Origin of the sequence: Candidatus Oscillochloris fontis (assembly GCF_004138135.1) — a bacterium.
Lineage (GTDB): Bacteria > Chloroflexota > Chloroflexia > Chloroflexales > Chloroflexaceae > Oscillochloris > Oscillochloris fontis.
In genome coordinates this window covers 108356-127792 of record NZ_RYFD01000003.1, presented here as the reverse complement: position 1 = coordinate 127792, position 19437 = coordinate 108356, and the positions used below count along the sequence as shown (strand labels likewise).

At 60.3% G+C, this 19437-nt stretch carries 15 protein-coding genes; 8 read left to right on the top strand and 7 right to left on the bottom strand.

Annotated elements, in window-relative coordinates:
- Window positions 1-40: 40 nt before the first annotated feature.
- Window positions 41-310, top strand: coding sequence for a hypothetical protein (locus EKD03_RS02635; protein WP_129627009.1), 270 nt, complete (start codon window positions 41-43; stop codon window positions 308-310).
- A 16-nt stretch (window positions 311-326) separates the two neighbouring features.
- Here EKD03_RS02635 and malZ read toward each other — a convergent pair whose 3' ends face one another.
- On the bottom strand, window positions 327-2171 hold the full coding sequence (gene malZ, locus EKD03_RS02630) for a maltodextrin glucosidase (protein ID WP_129627006.1): 1845 nt from the start codon (window positions 2169-2171) through the stop codon (window positions 327-329).
- A gap of 280 nt (window positions 2172-2451) precedes the next feature.
- Complete coding sequence (gene gltX, locus EKD03_RS02625; protein ID WP_129627003.1) at window positions 2452-3951, bottom strand: glutamate--tRNA ligase; 1500 nt, start codon at window positions 3949-3951, stop codon at window positions 2452-2454.
- 414 nt (window positions 3952-4365) lie between these two features.
- On the opposite strand from gltX, the gene EKD03_RS02620 reads away from it, so the two are divergent.
- The 3 genes from EKD03_RS02620 (at window position 4366) to EKD03_RS02610 (ending at window position 7433) form a co-directional block, all read left to right on the top strand.
- The gene (locus EKD03_RS02620) at window positions 4366-5013 is read left to right on the top strand and encodes a uracil-DNA glycosylase (RefSeq protein ID WP_238613348.1); all 648 of its coding nucleotides are present in this window, start codon (window positions 4366-4368) and stop codon (window positions 5011-5013) included.
- Window positions 5014-5055: 42 nt separating this feature from the next.
- Window positions 5056-5565, top strand: coding sequence for a hypothetical protein (locus EKD03_RS02615; protein WP_129627000.1), 510 nt, complete (start codon window positions 5056-5058; stop codon window positions 5563-5565).
- A gap of 191 nt (window positions 5566-5756) precedes the next feature.
- On the top strand, window positions 5757-7433 hold the full coding sequence (locus tag EKD03_RS02610) for a ribonuclease J (protein ID WP_129626997.1): 1677 nt from the start codon (window positions 5757-5759) through the stop codon (window positions 7431-7433).
- 126 nt (window positions 7434-7559) lie between these two features.
- On the opposite strand, the gene EKD03_RS02600 is transcribed toward EKD03_RS02610, so the two are convergent.
- Window positions 7560-8531, bottom strand: coding sequence for an LGFP repeat-containing protein (locus tag EKD03_RS02600; protein ID WP_129626993.1), 972 nt, complete (start codon window positions 8529-8531; stop codon window positions 7560-7562).
- 451 nt (window positions 8532-8982) lie between these two features.
- On the opposite strand from EKD03_RS02600, the gene hisD reads away from it, so the two are divergent.
- The 3 genes from hisD to EKD03_RS02585 are packed head-to-tail and all read left to right on the top strand — an operon-like array spanning window position 8983 to window position 12197.
- A complete protein-coding gene (gene hisD / locus EKD03_RS02595) occupies window positions 8983-10266 on the top strand; it encodes a histidinol dehydrogenase (RefSeq protein WP_129626991.1) in 1284 nt (427 codons plus the stop codon).
- Between the two features lie 29 nt (window positions 10267-10295).
- Entirely contained in the window at window positions 10296-10550 is a 255-nt protein-coding gene (locus tag EKD03_RS02590) for a YggT family protein (protein WP_129626989.1), read from the top strand.
- On the top strand, window positions 10551-12197 hold the full coding sequence (locus EKD03_RS02585; protein ID WP_129626987.1) for a spermidine synthase: 1647 nt from the start codon (window positions 10551-10553) through the stop codon (window positions 12195-12197).
- Between the two features lie 133 nt (window positions 12198-12330).
- Here EKD03_RS02585 and EKD03_RS02580 read toward each other — a convergent pair whose 3' ends face one another.
- Window positions 12331-12909, bottom strand: coding sequence for a DUF4126 domain-containing protein (locus EKD03_RS02580; protein WP_129626985.1), 579 nt, complete (start codon window positions 12907-12909; stop codon window positions 12331-12333).
- A gap of 309 nt (window positions 12910-13218) precedes the next feature.
- Between EKD03_RS02580 and EKD03_RS02575 the strand changes: the two genes are divergently transcribed.
- Window positions 13219-15111, top strand: coding sequence for an ABC transporter ATP-binding protein (locus EKD03_RS02575; RefSeq protein ID WP_238613344.1), 1893 nt, complete (start codon window positions 13219-13221; stop codon window positions 15109-15111).
- On the opposite strand, the gene EKD03_RS02570 is transcribed toward EKD03_RS02575, so the two are convergent.
- The 3 genes from EKD03_RS02570 to EKD03_RS02560 form a co-directional block, all read right to left on the bottom strand.
- Window positions 15083-15634, bottom strand: coding sequence for a GNAT family N-acetyltransferase (locus EKD03_RS02570; RefSeq protein ID WP_238613342.1), 552 nt, complete (start codon window positions 15632-15634; stop codon window positions 15083-15085). The two genes, EKD03_RS02575 and EKD03_RS02570, sit on opposite strands and share 29 nt — an antisense overlap.
- A gap of 142 nt (window positions 15635-15776) precedes the next feature.
- Entirely contained in the window at window positions 15777-17558 is a 1782-nt protein-coding gene (locus tag EKD03_RS02565) for an ABC transporter ATP-binding protein (protein ID WP_129626983.1), read from the bottom strand.
- Window positions 17539-19329: an ABC transporter ATP-binding protein gene (locus EKD03_RS02560; protein WP_129626982.1), complete on the bottom strand. Its 1791-nt coding sequence runs from the start codon at window positions 19327-19329 to the stop codon at window positions 17539-17541. The genes EKD03_RS02565 and EKD03_RS02560 overlap by 20 nt, the downstream gene beginning before the upstream one ends.
- Window positions 19330-19437 lie beyond the last annotated feature (108 nt).

Below are 19437 nucleotides of genomic sequence, written 5' to 3'. Positions count from 1 at the left end.
ATAATGTACTCTCACACATATATACGTGAGGGGTGTCCCCATGTCTATTGATGACTTCCACGAACAGGCACGTCAGATCCTAGGGAATCTCCTGAGTGAGACCCCCAAAGCCGACCGTGAACAACTCCTTGATGCCTATGCCGCTCTGCTCACCCAGTTGCATACCCACCACTCCCACCAACTGCTCTCCGAGGTGATCGAAGATGCTCGCACGCGCCTCGATGCCCGTCTCTCCCCCGATCCGGTGCGCCAGACAATTGCGGGTGTGCAGACCACCATCCAAGATATTTGGAATAGCCTGTGGAAGTAGGGGCACTGCTTCGCCCCTACACCCCGCGCCAGATCTGCGCCCCCACCGCCCCCAGCCCCACCAGGGGCAAGTGCCCCCCTACCACATGCGACTCGGCCCCGCTGAGCATCTCGCGCAGGAGTGTGCCATCGGCGAGACCCGCTTGGCGCACCGGCACACTCTGGAGACCATCGTCGGCGCGGCGCGCCACGATGATCAGCCGCTCCTCGTGGGCCTCGCGCAAGTAGGCCAGTGTGTCACCGGCGGCGTAGAGTTGCTGAAAGCCGCCCCAACGCAGCGCCGGGGTGGTGCGGCGTAGCCGGATCAGGTGTTGGAAGAGGCTGCGCAGATCATGATCCCATGCCTGCTCGTCCCACTCCATACAGCGGCGGTTGTCGGGGTCGGCGTTCCCCTGCATGCCCACTTCATCCCCGTAATAGACGCACGGCACCCCAGGGTAGGTGAAAAGCAATGTCGCCGCCACCCCCACCCGCGCCACCTCACCGCCCAGGATCGTGCGCAGGCGCGGCGTGTCGTGGCTGCCCAGCAGGTTGAATTGCTGCACCGCGATCTGCCATGGGATGGCCGAGCGAAACGTGCGCATCTGCGCGGCGGTTTCGGCACTACTCAGCGGGTACTGATCCGCCGTCGGGTGCTCGCGTGGCTCTGGGGTGGCCGGGGTTAGCCACTGCCAGATCGGGAAGGTGAAGCCCTGATAGTTCATCGTGGCGTCGAGTTCGTCACCTTGCAGATGGGGCGTCCCATCAAAGAAGTGCTCCCCCAGCAGGTAGGCAGCGGGCTGCTCCTCCTTCACCGCCCGGCGGATACCGCGCCCGATTTTGTGGCCCAGGTTGGATGGCCCCTGGCGACCGAGCATGTTGGCGACATCAATCCGCCATGCGTCAATCCGGTAGGGCGGGCGCAACCAGTGGCGCATGATCGATTCTGACCCGGCATACATCAACTCGCGCAACCGCTCGCTGCGGTAGTCGAGCTTGGGCAGGCTGGCCACCCCCAACCACGACTCATACTCGTCGGGATGGCGGCGGAAGGTGAAGAACTCGGTCTCTGGCGCATTGAGGTCGGCCTGGGCAGCCACGAACCAGGGGTGGGTGGCACCACAGTGGTTGGGCACAATATCCAACATCAGGCGCATATCCAACGCATCGAGGCCGCGCCGCAGTGCGATCAACGCCGCATCCCCGCCCAGATGCGGGTCAACCTGGGTGTAGTCGGCCACATCATACTTGTGGTTACTGGGAGCAGTGAAGATCGGGTTGAGATAGAGCGCCGACACCCCCAGATCCTCCAGGTAATCGAGCTTCTGCGCTACCCCTTGCAGGTCGCCGCCGAAGAACTCACCCGCCCCCAACTCCCTGCGCGGAGCGGCTCCCCACGGGCTGGCATGCACCGGACGCCCGCGATAGAGGTAGGCATCGCTGCACACATTGTTGCTCGGATCACCATCGGCGAAGCGGTCCGGGAAGATCTGATAAAAGACCGCATCGCGCAGCCATGGCGGGGCGGCATAATCGGCCAACAGCTTGAAGTCGTTAGCATCGGTGGGATAATGGCCGACCACTCCGGCGGCGTTGTACCAGCGCACCCCGATCTGGGTGCGCAAGAGAAAGCGGTAGCTGGTGTGGCGCATCTGGAGTGGCAACGCTACCTGCCACCAGCGACAGACACCCTCCTCCTCTGTGAGGTGCATGGGCCGCAACGTCTCTTCACCATCGGGGCAGGTGCGCAAAAAGACCGCCTCAATTGGCGCGTCACGATCTGCCCGCAGCCGAATCGTCACCTGCGATCCGAAATCCAGCGCCTCGGCACCCACATACATGGGCGAGCCATCGTGATGGATGGAGGTCAGCCAATCGTGCATTGTCACCTCCGGTGGTTCTCTTGCGTCCCGGTTGTTGACCACACAGGGCATGTGCAAAGTCTTTGGGGCTGCACCCCAATCCCCATTTTTGTTGTTTTTTGGCGGCGTAGCCGCCAAAAAACAACAAAAAAGATTTTCGGGGGCGGCTTCGCCGCCCCCAACCCCCCACCGGAGGTGACTTTGCACATGCCCTGGTTGACCACAGAGGACGCAGAGGTTGTAACCACAGGTAGCGCGAAACCTATCCCTCTGCGTCCTCTGCGGTTGATATATGACTCCCCTACTCCAACGCCGCCGCCGCATCAGCCACCCGCGCCATACAGCGTTCACGGCCCAGCACCGCCAAGGTCTCGAAGAGGGGCGGGGCAACCGAACGCCCACTTACCGCAACCCGGATCGCGCCGAAGAGTTGCCCCGGCTTGACTCCAAAACGTTCAACGAGGGTGCGCAGTTCCGTCTCAAGCCCCGCAGTTGTCCATGTCTCTAGGGTGTTAAACGCGGCATGCACTGCCCGCAACATATCCAACGTGCGTGGGGCATCCATTTGCTTCTGGATCAGCAGTTTGGGATCGTAGGTTGGTAGTTCCTGGAAGAAGAAGGCCAGCAACTCCGGTGCCTGCTGCAACTCTTCCAAGCGCTCGTGGATGAGCGGTACCAGTTGCAGCACATAGCTAAGATCCTCCGGGCGCGGGGATTCGCTGATCATGCCCGCCTGCACCAGATAGGGCACAATGCGATCAGCAATCTCGGCAGTACTGAGGCTGCGAATGTAGATCCCATTCATGTCCTTGAGCTTTTCGGGGTTCCAGCGCGCTGGCGAGGCCAGCACACGATCAATCGTAAAGCGCTCAACAATCTCCTCACGGCTCATAATCTCGGTCTTGTCGTCGTAGCTCCAGCCCTGGAGCGCCAGATAGTTGAACATCGCTTCGGGCAGGTAGCCACGCTCCCAGAAGCGGTTGGTCGAGACATCATCTTTGCGCTTGGAGAGCTTGCCCTTACCGTCCTGACGCATAATGTTGGGCACATGCGCAAAGATCGGCAACTCCCAGCCAAACGCCTGGTAGAGCAGAATATGGTAGGGCGCACTCGGCACCCACTCTTCGCCCCGGATGACATGGGTAATCCCCATCAGATGGTCATCCACGAGGTGTGCGAGGTGGTAGGTGGGCATGCCACTCGTCTTGAGCAGCACCAGATCATAGAGATCGGCGTGGTGGATGGTGATACGATCCCCGCCACGGATCAGATCGCTAAAGCTGGTTGCGCCATCAAGCGGCACCTTCAGGCGAATGGTATAGGGGCGGCCACTCGCCTCGGCCTCGGCCACCTGCTCCGCGCTCCAATCGCGCTCCGGCCCACGGAAGCGGAAACGCTCCGGGCGCTCACCCTTAGCGGCCCAGGCCGCCCGCATCGCCTCTTCCTCTTCGGCATTCACGAAGCACTTGTAGGCGTGGCCAGAGGCCACCAACTGCTCGGCATGGCGCTGGTAGATCCCCAAATCCTTGCGCTCCGACTGCACATAGGGCGCGTGGGGGCCACCAATATCCGGCCCTTCGTCCCAATCCACACCCACCCAGCGCAGAGAGGCCATAATATCATCGGCGGCACCCTGCACAAAGCGCTTCTCATCGGTGTCCTCTAAGCGCAGGATGAACTGACCACCATAGTGACGGGCGAAGAGCCAATTGAAGAGGGCGGTGCGCACCCCGCCGATGTGTAAATAGCCAGTAGGACTTGGTGCGAAGCGCACCCGCACCGGCCCGGTGATCTCTGCCATAGATCCTTATCTCCGCTCAGTGACGACATTGCTGGCGGCTATTATAGAGGATAAACAGGCCATGTGTATCATCTTTAGGGCTGCGCCCCAAACCTCCACCGGCGGTGACATGGTAGGGGCGCAGCATCGCCCGCCAACCTTGTTCGGGTTCCTTTGCGCCATGGCAGGCATTGCCCCAGGGCATGTGCAAAGTTCTTGGGGCTGAAGCCTCAAATCCCAATTTTTGTGGTGTTTTGGCGGCGAAGCCGCCAAAACACCACAAAAATTATCTTCAGGGGCGGCGTAGCCGCCCTTGAACCTCCACCGGAGGTGACTTTGCACATGCCCTAGGCATTGCCCCTACGGGCTTGTGCGTCATACTCCTGATGGGGTATAATAGAGTGCGTATGATCCATCCTCTCGTATGGCTTGAAAGTGAGTGCGCGCACCTTGTCTGCTGAGACGATCCAGCTTATCGCCCAGGAAGTACGCACCTGCACCCTGTGTGGCCTCGCCAGCGGGCGCACCCGTGCCGTCCCCGGCGAAGGGCCAGCCGATGCACGCATCATGCTGATTGGTGAGGGGCCGGGCTTTCACGAGGATCGCCAGGGTCGCCCCTTTGTCGGGCCTTCCGGCAAGTTCCTCGATGACCTGCTGGCGCTGGCGGGACTCAGCCGCGAGACGGTCTTTATCGCCAATGTGGTGAAGTGCCGCCCACCCCAGAACCGCGATCCGCAACCCGATGAGATTGCGATCTGCACCGAGCACTACCTCTACCGCCAGATCGTCGCGCTTGACCCGCCGGTGATTGTGACGCTGGGGCGCTTCTCGATGGGCCTGTTTATGCCCGGCGAGCGCATTATGCGCATCCATGGCCAGCCACGCAATATTGATGGCCGCTTGGTGGTGCCGATGCTGCATCCAGCCGCTGCGTTGCATCAACCCCAGAATCGTCCGCTGATCGAAGCCGATTTCCGGCGCTTGCCAGAGATTCTGGCCCAGGCCGAGGCTGCTCTGCGGCCTGCGGCTGCTGCCCCCAAGGCGAGTGATGAGCCGCCGTTGGAGCAGTTGAGTCTGTTTTAATCGGGCGGGCATTGCCCATCCCGTATCTATAAGTATTGATCTATGAAGACCTACCGCCTCTCAGCCGCCGGGCGCCGCTCGACGCTGGTGCTCATCCTGAGTGCGCTACTGTTGGCTGCCTTCGCGCTCTGGAGCCTGATCACGAGTGTGCAGACCAACTATGCCCAGATTCAGAGTCTGAGCATGGGCCATGTGTTGCCCGCATTACTGATGCTCGTCTTACTGGTGGCCACGCCCTTCCTCATCTGGAATCTGCTTGAGGAGTGGGCCGCGAGCTACCGCACCGATGCCGATGGCCTCACCTTTGAGTCGCTCGGTATCCATATTCATATGCCCTGGTCGGCAGTGGCGGGCTTACGCTCTGCCGATGATGATCACGATGATCCGCTCGATACCATCCTGTTTAGCCAGGATGTTGGCCCGCAGATGCGTAACCCGATCCTGCGGTTTTTACATCGTCAAACCTATGGCTCACGCAGCTTGCCGGTCTACCCCGGCCTTGAAGCCCGCAGCGAATTGCTCACTGAGATTCGCCGCGCTCTTGCTGGATGAGTGAGCGACGGCACTGGCCGTCGTTCTTGTGTGTAGTTGCCCGCGTGAATGGAGTATAGAGCCGCCGGTTCTGATGGCGCTCTGTCAATATGCATGTTGGAATCGTTGTGGCTATGCTGGTCTACCCCACGTAGTCCGAATCAGAAAGGAGTTGAAGTCGCCACAGGTTGTTCGACTTCAGAAGGAAGATTATGGCAAAACAGCGTATTCGAGTTCTGCCCCTCGGTGGCGCCGGTGAGGTTGGGCGCAATATGTGGGTGCTTGAGTATGGCGATGAGATCCTCATTCTCGACTGTGGGGTGATGTTCCCCGATGCCGATATGCTCGGCGTGGATTTGGTACTACCTGACATCACCTACTTGCGCGAGAAGACCGATAAGATCAAGGCGATTCTGCTCACCCACGGCCACGAGGATCATATCGGCGCGGTGCCGCATTTGGTCGCCGATCTCGGCTTTCCTCCCGTCTATGCCACTCGTTTGACCCACGGTATCTTGGGCAATAAGCTCAAGGAACACCGTCTGCTCGATAAGGTCAATACGATCACGATCAATGATAAAGATGCCTTCCAGGTAGGGCAGTTTACCATCGAGCCGTTCCATATTGCCCACTCCATCCCCGATGCGGTCGGGTTTGCGATCACCTGTGCGGGTGGTTTGGTGGTCTATCTGACCGATTGGAAGCTCGATCATACTCCGGTAGATGGGAAGCCCACCGATCTGGTGAAGTTGGCCGATTTGGGCCAACGTAAGCCGCTGGCGCTGATCACTGATTGTGTGCGCGTGGAGAGCAAGGGCTATACGCCGAGTGAGACGAGTGTCGGCGATGCCTTCGACAACATCTTTGCGGTGGCACCGGGGCGCGTAATTGTGGCCACCTTTGCCTCCAACATCAGCCGCGTCCAGCAGGTGATTGAGTCGGCTGAGGCGTATGGGCGCAAGGTGCTGCTGCTGGGGCGCAGCATGGAGAACAACTCGCGCATCGCCCTTGAGATGGGCTACCTGACCGCCAATGAGGGTACGATCATTCGCCCCCACGAGATGAATGCCTACCCCGATGATCAGATTGCGGTAGTCTGTACGGGTAGCCAGGGCGAACCGATGGCGGCGCTCAACCGTATGGCTAACCGTGATTACCCGCACGTCAAAATCAAGCCCGGTGATACGGTAGTCGTCTCGGCCACCCCCATCCCCGGCAATGAGGTCTCGGTCAATCGGGTGATCAACAATCTCTTCCGCTTGGGGGCCGAGGTGGTCTATGGCAGCCAAGCCCACGTCCACGTCTCTGGCCACGCCGCCCAAGAGGAACTCAAGTTGGTGTTGGCGCTGCTGCGCCCGGAGTATGTCGTCCCCTTCCACGGCGATTATCGCCATGTGATGCTCTACCGCAAGCTGGCCACCAGCCTCAACGACATGTACACCGATGAGAAGGTGCTGATCGCCGAGGGTGGCTCGATCATGGAGTTTGCCCCCGGCTTCGGCAAGATCACCGGCAAAGCCCCGGTGGGCTACATCTATGTGGACGGGACGACAGTGGGGGATGTGGGCAATGTGGTGGTGCGCGACCGCCAGATGTTGGCCAAGGATGGCATGTTGATCGTCGTGGTCAGTATTGATGCCACCACGGGCGAGTTGGTCGCCGGGCCAGATGTGGTCTCACGCGGCTTTGTCTACATGCGCCAGAGCCAGGATCTGATCGAATCCACCAAGAACACCGTGCGCGCCGCACTGACGAGCCAGAGTGGTGGGAGCACGATCCAGGGCGATAGCCAGTTCGTCAGCCGCAAGATCAAAGATGTGGTGGGCGAATACCTCTACCGCGAGACGCGCCGCCGCCCCATGGTGTTGCCGGTGGTGATGGAGGTGTAGACCTGGCGGGGGTTCGGGGGAGGCGAAGCCTCCCCCGAAGAACTTTTTTTCTCTTCTTTTGGCGGCGAAGCCGCCAAAAGAAGAGAAAAAAGCGGGTCTGGGGCGCAGCCCCAGCGTTGGAACTGGTTAGCGCTGCAACACAAACGGAGCAACAACCACCCGCCCGCTACGGGTACCCTGACCCACCAAGGCCCATTGGCCCACGAGGTCATTCTGCTCGGTGCGCAGGCCGATCAGCACGTAGCCGGTGTCATCCGCAATCGCCTGATAGGGTAGGGCGCGGGTGGTGCCGTTGGGCAGATTGAACCACATACTCACCGGCTCATTCGGTTCGTAGCCTTGGGCCTCGAAGCCGAGGATGGTGCCGGGGACACTCACGTTCGGGTAGACCCGCCCACTCGCATTGACGTTGGGCAGTTTCTTGCAGTCGCTGGGATCGCCCTGCGGCACCGGCCCTGGCGGCGGGCTGTTGGGCGGCAGCCCTGGGCGGAGTTGGCAGGGAGCCAGCGCCGTACCGAGCAGACCCATGCGCACACTGTTGCCCGTCAGTTCAAAGCGGGCGCGCTCGAAGTATTGCACCGTATAGTTGTTACCATCTTCAAGTTGCTCGGTAATCTCCTCACTCAACGGGAAGCCGAAGATGTCCAGACTCCCATGGCTCTCCCAGAAACTTTTGAAGGCTCCACGCAGCGTATGGCCAGTTTCGGGGAAGTAGCGCACATTCGGCTCGTTGCGTGGCGCGGCAACGCGGGGGAAGCCCAGCCCGCGCATGTTCATGTAGTCAGCACCGATTAGCCCCAAGCCCACAAACGAACTCGTGCCACTCGTAATGACCTCGAAACGGGCGCGCTCGAAGTACTGCACGATTCGCCCGTCACTCGCCTGAATAAACTCCTCGGTGATCGGATAGCCGAAGATTGCCAATCCACCTCGCGCATCCCAATAGCTCCTGAAACTTCCGCCCAGGTAGTGGCCTGTTTCGGGGAAGTAGTACTTGGCATCCTGGGCTTGGCTGATGCTTGGGGCAATACTTCCCAGCATGAGCAGGACACCCAACAGGATCAGCAGACTTCTCCAACCGCGCTGTTTTGGTCGCATACTCACTCCTGTTCCAATGGTAGAAGAAGAAGAATAGGGCATCTGTGAGCCTTACTATAGCATGAACGGCAAGCGTTGCGTAGCGGGTATAATGCGGGTTAGGCATGGTTCGTAAACACTTGACAGTTCGCCGCCGAACGGCCCTCACCCCCAGCCCCTCTCCCGTGGGCTTCGCCCACAGGAGAGGGGGGCACATGGCTGAGGTATCCCGGAGCGTATCCCCCCCTCGCCTGTTCGCGCAGCGAACGGGAGAGGGGGGCTAGGGGGGTGAGGGTCATAACGCACGTGTCAAGTTGATACGCGCCTTCTGAAATCATGTCTTAGGCGCGGTGGCTTCGACAAGCTCGGCTTCGACAAGCTCGGCTTCGACAAGCTCAGCCACCGGATAACAAAATCTTCGTAAGCGGCTTTGCCGCCCCAGACCCCACCGCCGGAGGCGGACGAGGTACCCATGATTCCCATTGTTGATGATCTTGAACGTGCGCGGGCTGGTTTGTTGCGGCGCAGCCTGTTGGATGATGATGGCACCACGAGCGCGGCGGTTGCGGCGATTATTGCCGAGGTGCGGCGTGATGGGGACGTGGCGTTACGTCGCCTCACAGCGCGTTTCGATCAGGTCGAATTGACTGATCTGGAGGTACCGCCGCAGCGCTGGGCAGAAGCGGCAGCCGCCATTCCCGCCGATCTGCGGGCGGCGTTGGAGTTGGCGGTGCAGGAGATCCGCAGCTTCCACCAGCGTCAAGCGCGCAACTCTTGGGTGGATTTTGGCGTCGAAGGAGCACGCGGCCAGTTGGTATTGCCCCTCGAACGGGTGGGCATCTACGCCCCCGGTGGTGCCGCACCCCTGCCCTCCTCGCTCATCCACGCGGCGGTGCCCGCGCAGGTGGCCGGGGTAGCCGATATTATCGTCTGCTCGCCACCCCAACGTGGGACGAGTGAACCCGCCGAGGTGGTGATGGCTGCCGCGCATATTGTGGGGGTCTCGCGGCTCTTTACGGTGGGTGGTGCCCAGGCGATTGCGGCGATGGCCTATGGTACCGAAAGTGTGCCACGGGTGGATAAGATCGCCGGGCCGGGGAATCGTTTCGTTATTCAGGCCAAGCGGCTTGTCTTTGGTGCGGTGGACATCGAGAGTCTACCTGGCCCCACCGAGACCCTGGTGATCGCCGATTCTGTCGCCAATCCACGTCTGGCCGCTGCGGATCTGCTGGCCCAAGCGGAACATGTCGAGGCCAGCGCCATCCTGATCACCACCTCGCGGGATCTGGCTGAGGCGGTACAGGTGGAGATAGGGCGGCAGTTGGAGGCACTCCCCGAAGCGAATGCACGCGCGGCAGCCGAGGCGGTGAGCCAACGCGGCGGGATTGTGCTGGTACCCGATCTGGAGACGGCCATGGATCTGGCGAATGAGTATGGCCCCGAACATCTCTGTCTGCTCGTGGCTGACCCCTGGCTCTATGTGGGCAAGGTGCGCAATGCGGGCGGCATCTTCCTGGGCGAAGAGTCGTTTGAGGTGCTGGGCGACTATGTGGCCGGGCCGTCGCATATTATGCCCACCGAGGGCACTGCTCGCTTCGCCTCGCCAGTCAATGTGGACGATTTCCGCAAGGTGATCTCGCTGGTGGGCCTCAACCGCGCCGGTCTGGAACGCATCGGCCCGGCGGCGCGTCGGATTGCCGAGGCCGAGGGGCTGTTTGCCCACGCAGCGGCGGTGCGGGCACGGTTGGAGGAGTAGCTTTTTTTCATCTATCGAAAGGGACGTTCATGGCCGGTTTCTTAGCAACCTTTATCGATCTCCTGTTTAATGTACTGCTCTTCGCCATCCTGGGGCGCGTGCTCATCTCATGGGTAGACCCGATGGGCAATATGCGGATCACCCAGATTCTGCGCGAGATTACCGAGCCGATTCTGGCTCCGTTGCGCAGCATCTTGCCGCCGGTGGGGATGTTCGATCTCTCGCCGATTGTGGCCATGCTGTTGTTGCAGATCCTTCATAGTATGCTCCTACGGGCGATCTAGATGCGGCCAACAACTTCTACCAGCGACCGCTTTCTCTTGCTGGTCGTCTTTTTGGCTGGGGTGGGCACGCTCGGTATCGAGATGGTGATGCCACGTTTGTTGGCTCCCTTCTTTGGTACCTCGCAGCCGATCTGGGCGGTGGTGATCGGGATGACGCTGGTCTATCTGGCGATTGGCTACCGCCTGGGTGGCACACTGGCCGACCGCACCCCCGATGAGCGCCTGCTCTACCGCCTGATCGCCTGGGCCGGGCTGATCTGTGCGGGTATCCCGTTGGTGGCGCGTCCGCTGCTCAGCCTCGCCCAGTTCTCGCTGCGCCATGTGGTGGCGGGCGGCTTTATTGGCTCGCTCGTGGTGGTGATCCTGCTCTTCGCCGCCCCGGTCATCCTCATGGCAACCGTGGGGCCATTTGCGGTGCGGCTCCAGATGCGCCGCTTCGAGGATGGCGTGGCCGCCGCCGGGCGCACCGTTGGTACCATCTCCGCGCTCTCGACGCTCGGTTCGATTGTGGGCACCTTCCTCACCGTGCTGCTGCTCATCCCCGCGATTGGTACCTCCGGCACGATCTTCCTCTTCGCCAGCTTCCTGGTGCTGCTGGGGCTGGTCGGGCTGCGCGACTGGCGCTATGGCCTGATGTTGCTGGTGGTGCTGGGTCTGGCCGTGGCCCACTACACTCTGGGCAGCACGATCAAGAGCGCCGACTGCTACAACTGCACGCTTTTGGCCGAAGCCGAGTCGGAGTATAACTACATCCAGGTCGCCCGCCAGAGCGTGGTCTATGCGAATGACACGGTAGACCCGCGCCATGTGCTGGTGCTGAATGAAGGCCAGGCTACCCACTCGATCTACCGCCTCAAGTACCGCAACACTGGCGATCCGCTCGATCTGCTCACCGATGGCGGGCCGTGGGACTACTTCAGCGTTGCGCCCTATGTCTACCCCGACCGCGATCCCAACAGTGTCCAGAGTTTGGCGCTGCTGGGATCGGCGGCGGGCAGTATCCCCAAGCAGTTTCTGGCCATCTACGGGCCAGAGACGATTATTGATGCGGTCGAGATTGACCCCCAGATTGTGGCGATGGGGCGCGAATACTTCGATCTTGAAGACCAAGACCCGCGCTTCCCCAACTACACCACGCATATTGCCGATGCGCGCGCCTGGATCGCCACTGCCGAGCGCACCTACGACGTGATCGGTATGGATGCCTACCACCAACCCTACATCCCCTTCCAACTCACCACGGTCGAGTTCTTCCAGCAGGTGCGCGACCATCTCAACCCACAGGGGGTGGCGGTGGTGAATGCCGGGCGGCCCGCCAGCGGCGATGACCGCCTTGTGAATGCGCTGGCCTCGACCATGCTGGCCGTCTTTCCCCAGGTCTACATGATTGACACGCGCTTCTCCAATGCCATCCTGATCGGGGTGAACGAGCCGGTGGGCGATGGCGTGCAGAACTTCACGGCCAACGCCGAGCACATGTCCATCCAGGCACTCCAGTTGGTGATGTACTGGTCGGTGAACGAGGGTCGCTTCGGGCCGATCCGTGAGTTCAGCCCAGCCCAGGCGCGTTACCGCCCCTTCACTGATGACCATGCCCCGGTGGAGCAGTTGATAGATGGGTTAATTTTGAATGAGGTGACGCGATAAATAGGGTATGGGCAAAGTCTTTGGGGCTGAAGCCCTCCTAGCCCTCCTCTCCTGTGAGCGAAGCCTACGGGAGAGGAGGGCTAGGAAGGAGGGCCATTCGGTGGCAAACTGTCACGTGACGACGAGCCATGTCTTAGCCTACGCTGGGTTTACGCTCATTCCAGACTCGCAGCGCCCCCCGGAAGACGCGGAAGAGCACGATCCCCAGTACTACCGCCAGAATGATCGCCAAGATCGGGGCCACAATCGCCAAAATGCTGAGCAGAATGGCGGTGGCATCTTCAATCAGGCTCACCACTGGATTGGCGGTACCCACCGTTGCGGTGGTGACCATCGGGCGGATGGTGGTGCGCGCCGCATGAGCGCTGCCCGCCGCCACCACGCCGGCAATCCCGATCAGCAGCGGGTGGATTGTCGCTATATCGCCCTGCCCGGCCAGCGCCAGGATGGCTCCGGCCACTGGCGCGATGATCATGCCCGCTGCGTGCAGCGCACTGTCAATCGCGGGTACCTTATCGCCAATGAAGTCGAGGATCGCCAACACCGCGATGATCAGTAACACCAGGGGGTGGCTGAGCAGACCAAAGGGTGTGGCTAATTCGATCCAGCCGAAGCGCGCCAGAATGCCAATTGTGAGCAGTGGAAGGAAGGCGTTGAACCCGGCAGCGGTGGAGAGTCCCAGGCTAGTGGCAAGTGCGATCAGTGTGCCCATGATCGATCCCCTTTGCGAGAATATAGTGCTACGATTCAGACGTATGGCGACGCCAAAAGGTTGCAATGTGGCATTCGTAGGGGCACGTCGTGACGCCGCGCCCTATAGGGTTCAAGCTAAGCCCGTAGCGGGGGTGTGGGGGCCTGCGGCCCCCACGAAAAAGGGTGTTTTGCTGGTGCGGTTGGCCGCAAAGCGGCCAACCGCACCAGCAAAACCATGGGTTTGGGGCGTAGCCCCAAGCAGAAATCTCCTTAGCTTGAGGAGGTATAGGCCGCATCACGATGCGTCCCTACAGGCTATACTATCTGTATGAAATACGGAAAACGCAAAATCATGGCCCACGGCCCGGCCATTACCGAAGGTAAGCCATCCGATACGCCCGCCAAGACGTTGCACGAGCGTTGGGAAGAGCTACGCTCGGCTTTCCGCAATGTGCCCAAGGCGTTTGCGCTGGTTTGGGAAGCGCATCGCCCGGCGACGATCCTCATGGCGATCATCACCCTGATCAATGGCGTCATCCCCATCTCGCATGCTTGGGTCGGCAAGCTCATTATTGATACGGTGATCGAGAGCCTCAAAAATGGTGTGGGTGCGCAGGCCGGTCTGCAAGCCTGTCTGCCCTTTCTGATCGTCGAGTTCTTCTTGCTCACGCTCAGTAATGTGCTGAGCCAGGGGCGCAGTTTGGTTGAGCATATGCTCAATGCGCGCCTCTCCAACCGCATCAATACCGGCATTATCCGCAAGGCGCTGGCGCTCGATCTGCAATACTTCGAGGACGCCCAGTTCTACGACAAGCTCCAAAATGCACGCCGCGAGTCCAATTGGCGTGCGCTGAGCATCATCAATACCAGCTTCAACATTGCGCAGTCCACGATCACGCTCGTCTCCTTCGCGGCGGCGCTGGTGGCCTTCAGCCCGCTGGTAGCGTTGATTCTCTTTGGGGCCAGTGTTCCCGCCTTTGTCGCCCAGACCAAGTATAGCCGCCTCAATTTCCGCTTGCTTACGTGGCGTGCCCCTGAGTTTCGCCGCATGAACTATCTGGAGCATCTGCTGACGGTGGATCATAGCGCCAAGGAGATCAAGCTCTTTGGGCTGGGTGAGCCGCTGCTGGCGCGCTACCAGGAGTTCTTCTGGAAGTTCTACCGCGAGGATGAATCATTAGCGCGCCGCCGCTCACTGATCAGTATACTATGGGGCTTGCTGGCGAGTGCCAGTTACTATGCCTGTTACGCCTGGATCGTCTACCGTACCGTGGCTGGTCAGATTACCATCGGTGATATGACCCTCTACCTAGCTGTGTTTCGCCAGAGCCAGACCACCTTCCAGGGCATGTTCTACAATACCGGCCAGCTCTATGAGAGTGGCCTCTTCTTGCAGAATCTCTTCGGTTTCCTCGCGCTTACGCCCCAGATGCGTAGCGCCACCGGCCACCCCATCCCGCGCCCGATCACTCAGGGCTTTGAGTTCCGCAATGTCAGTTTCCGCTACCCCGACCGCGAGGATTGGGCGTTGCACGGCGTGAATCTGCACGTTCGCCCCGGCGAAAAGATCGCGCTGGTGGGGGCGAATGGGGCCGGTAAAACGACCCTGATCAAGCTGCTCACCCGCCTCTATGATCCTACCGAGGGTCAGATTTTGCTCGATGGGGTTGATCTGCGCGAGTATGATCTCGATTCGCTGCGTGACATGATCGGGGTGATCTTCCAAGATTTTGTGCGCTACCAACTCACCGCACGTGAGAATATCGGCTTTGGCCAGATCAAGGATCTCGACAACGAGGCGCGCATTCTCTCTGCCGCCGAACGCGGCGGGGCCGATGAGGTGATGGCGAAACTCGCCGATGGCTACGATACGCTCTTGGGGCGCTGGTTCGAGAAGGGCGCAGAACTCTCCGGTGGCCAGTGGCAGAAGATCGCCCTGGGGCGCGCCTTCATGCGCGATAGCGAAGTGCTGGTGCTCGATGAACCCACCTCGGCGCTCGATGCCGAACGTGAGTATGAGATCTTCCAACGCTTCCGTGAACTGACCGCCGGGCGCATCGCGTTTCTCATCAGTCACCGCTTCTCCACCGTGCGGATGGCGGATCGCATCGCGGTGATCGCAGATGGCCGCGTGACTGAATTAGGTACCCACGCCGAACTGCTCGCCCTTGACGGTACCTATGCGCGTCTCTTCAACCTTCAGGCGGAGGGCTATCGGTGATCCGTAGGGGCGATGCTTCGCCTGCCATATAGTTGGGGAATGCTGGCTCGATGGAGGGCGATGCTTCGCCCCTACAAGGTTTCTGCATATACACTAGCGTCACCACCGCGTTCAGCTTGGCCGTGCGTACCGTGCGGTAGCCAAGATATTCGTAGAGCGCCACATTGCGTACACTGCGCTCGCCGGTGAAGAGTTCGTAGCACTGGGCGGGGACAAGCGCGGCCTCGATGGCCTGCATCAGCCGCTGGCCGATGCCTCGCCCTTGGTAGCTCGGCTCAACCATCAGCCGCCCGATGTGGCAGATCCCGTCACTGATCTGGGCACGCACCGCGCCCACCAACTGGCCATCAATACTCGCCTTGAGGATGTGAAAGTCATCAAACTCGGCCAGTAATGCATCAAGCGTCTGGGTCAGTGGCGGGATGCTTCGGCTATCATAAAGTTCGGCCTCGCGCTGGTAGGCGCGGTGTTGCAGGCCGAGGATGGCGGCAGCATCCTCACGGGTAGCTGGTTCGATGTGCATAATTGTTACTCTCGATAGGATTGGTGCCAAGGTGCTGTTGTTTTTGACGCAAAGACGCCAAGGCGCAAAGCCTTCAACAAAACCTTTGCGTCTTTGCGCCTTGGCGTCAATCAGAAGCTTCCTTTACCCCAAGTGTGAACAGTTACTGCTCCTCCGCGAACTGCAAATGGTAGAGCCGGTAATAAAAACCGCGCTTGGCGAGTAGTTCCGCATGGCTGCCATCCTCCACGATCTGGCCCTGGTGCAGCACCACAATCCGATCCACATGCCGGATGGTACTCAGGCGGTGTGCAATTACAATACTGGTGCGCCCGCGCAACATCCGCACCAGCGCATCCTGAATCAGCGCCTCGGTCGCAGTATCCACACTACTCGTCGCCTCATCCAGGATCAGCAGCACCTCCGGGTTGAAGGCCAGCGCTCGCGCAAACGCCAGCAGTTGGCGTTGCCCCACCGAGAGGTTCGAGCCGCGCTCGCGCACCTCGTGCGCATAATCGTCGGGGAGTTGCTCAATAAAGACCGCCGCGTTCACCAATTCGGCTGCCCAGCGCATCTGTTGATCACTGATCGCGTTGTTGTGCAGGCGAATGTTACTCGCAATCGTACCCGAAAAACAGACCGGGTCTTGGGGCACCGCTGCCACATGCCGCCGTAGTTCGTGTTGTCCCAGGTGGCGAATATCCACCCCATCCAGGTAAATCCCGCCCTGCTGCACATCATAAAAACGTGCCAGCAGCGCCACCAACGAACTCTTGCCCGCGCCGGTTGCGCCCACAATCGCCACCGCCTGGCCCGCCGGAATATGCAGGTTAATCCCCTTCAACACCGGCTCAGCGGGGTCATACCCGAAGACCACATCACGGAACCCGATCTCGCCCCGCACCGGCTGGGGCAACCCAACCGGATGCTCTGGGTCGCGGATCTCCTCTGCGGTATCCAACACCCCAAAGATGCGCTCGGAGGCCGCCATCGCCGATTGCAGCACCGTATAGCGTTCGGCTAGGTTGCGGATAGGCTGGAAGGCGCGCTCGGTATACTGCACAAAGGCCGCCAACATCCCCAGCGAAGCCCACCCGGCCAGGATGCCCTGCCCACTGCCATACAAGACCGCTGCCGTGCCAAGCGCGGCCATCAGATTGACACTCGGAATAAAGACCGCAAAGATCAGCAGCGCCCGCATGTTGGCCTGGAGATAGTCACCATTCAGATCGGCAAAGTGGGCCTGGCTGCGCTGCTCGCGGTTGAAGAGTTGACTCACCAGCACCCCACCAATCTGCTCATTCAGGTAGGCATTGATGCGCGCCAGCCGTTGGCGCACCAGCCGGTAGGTCGTGCGCATCATGCGCTGGTAGACCAGCACGATCAGCGCCAGAATCGGCAGCGTGGCGATACTAATCAGCGCCAAGCGCCAGTTCAGCACCAGCATAATCGCAATGATCCCGATCAGCGTCACCGTATCGGCCAGGATCATGATGAAACCCTGGGTCAGAAACTCATTCAGCGCGTCCACATCATTGGTGATGCGCGTCAGTAAACGCCCCACCGGATTGCGGTCGAAGAAACTCAGGCTCATACGCTGAATATGCCGAAAAATCACGAGGCGAATATCCTGCATCACCTGCTGGCCAACACTGTTGATGATGTAGGTATGGGCATAGCGCAGCCCGAAGATCGCCAGCAGTACCCCCATATAGATCGCGAAGATGCGCCAAATCCCGCCAAGTTCACCCTGGATGATGGGGCCATCAATCGCCTGCTGAAGCAACAAGGGCGGTGCGAGTTCAGCCAGTGACGCCACCAGCAGCAAGATTATCGCCAGGGTTAAGCGCCGCCAATAGGGGCTAACAAAGACCAACAGGCGTCGCACGAGCCGCCCGTCATAGATCTTGCCCATGATCTCATCATCAGCCGATTGGTGCGTCATGCAACTCCTCTTTGCGCAACTCGCGGCGATACATTGCCGTGTAAAGCCCGCCAAGTTGCACCAACTCCTGGTGCGTTCCGCGCTCCACAATTCGCCCGTCATCAATCAGGATGATCTGGTCGGCATCCTTCACCGTCGCAATACGCTGGGCAATGATGATGCTGGTACGTCCCCGCATTACCTCGCGCAGCCCGCGCAGGATCTGCGCAGCGGTGTGGGTATCCACACTACTCAGCGCATCATCCAGAATCAAGATCGCCGCATCGCGGGTGAGGGCGCGCGCAAGCGCCACACGCTGCTTCTGGCCACCGGAGAGCGTCACCCCGCGCTCGCCAATCAGCGTCTCTAGCCCATCGGGGAACTGGGCGAGGTCGTTACTCAGACACGAGACCTGCACGGCATGATCGAGCGTCGCCGCATCAAGCGCATCAGCGTGGCCAAAGGCCACATTCTCGCGCAGCGTGACACTAAAAAGAAACGTCTCCTGGGGCACATAGGCAATCGCCCGCCGCAGATCGGCCAGATCCAGATCGCGCACATCCACCCCATCGAAGCGCACCGCTCCCGCATCGGGGTCGCGCACGCGCCCCAACAGATTGATCAGCGTGGTCTTACCCGCCCCGGTCGCACCGACAATGGCGAGCGAGGTACCAGCGGGCACCGTAAACGAGATCGCCTGCACCATCCACTCGCGGGTCAGGGGCGGGCTGTGCGGGGTCTGCATGCGCCCCGCCTCGGTACGGATACCCACGTTACAGAACTCGATTTCGCCACGCGGCGCGGGCAGCGGGCGTGGGGACGGCCCATTCTGAATCTGCGGCTCGTGCTCTAAGACCGCCACCAGCCGCCCCATCGAGGCCGACGCCTGCTGGTAGAGGCCGACCGTCCAGCCGAGCATAATCATCGGGAAGGCCAGCAGCGCCAGATAGCCATTAAACTGCACCAGTTCGCCAATCGTCAACTGACCCTGAGTCACCAACTGGCCGCCGACGAGCAGCACGAGTGCGGCGACACTACCGAGCAGCAGCGACATACTCGGCCAGAGCGCTCCACTCAGCAACACATAGCGCAGATTGAGTTGGCGATAGCGGGTGTTATCCTCGGCAAAGACAGCCAATTCGGCCTCTTCTTGGCCATAGGCTTTAATCGTGCGGATACCACTAAAATTCTCTTGGGCGCGGGTGGAAATAACCCCAAACTGCTCTTGAACCCGCGTAAAGATCTTACGAATCCGATTGCCCACTAGTACCAACAGGATGGTCGCAGTGGGGAGTAACACCAGCAGCACCAGCGAAAGCACCAGATTCATGCGCAGCATCAGGATGGCAGCAGCGAGGAACGTGAGAATGGCGGTAGCAGTACCATTGAAACCGGGGCCAAGCAACTGGCGCACCGCACTCAGATCATTGGTGGCGCGGGCCATCAGATCGCCGGTATGATTCTGCTCAAAGAACGCCTGATCAAGGAAAAGGTAGCGATCAAAGAGGTCGCGGCGCAGATCATATTCAACCCGATAGGACGTAGTAGCGATCAGCATGCGCTGGATAAACTTCATGCCACCATCAAGCAGCGCCACCAGGATAATCAAGCCACCGAACCAGAGCAAGCGTTGTGGAATAATCTGGCCTTGTTGCATCTCGTCCACGGCGAGGCGCAGTACGTAGGGGCCAACTGCGCTTACTGCTGCTCCCAATGCCGCACAAAGCAGACCACCGAGCAACAGCAGGCGGTAGCGCGCCAAGTACGGAAGAAGATGACGTAAGTTGGACATACATGTAAGCTCCTTGGGACAGGCAGAAAGAGGCAGTGGCAGAGGGAGTATAACACCGTCGCACGGCATTGCAGTCAGTCTGAAGGCCGAATCAGTATGAGTGAGACG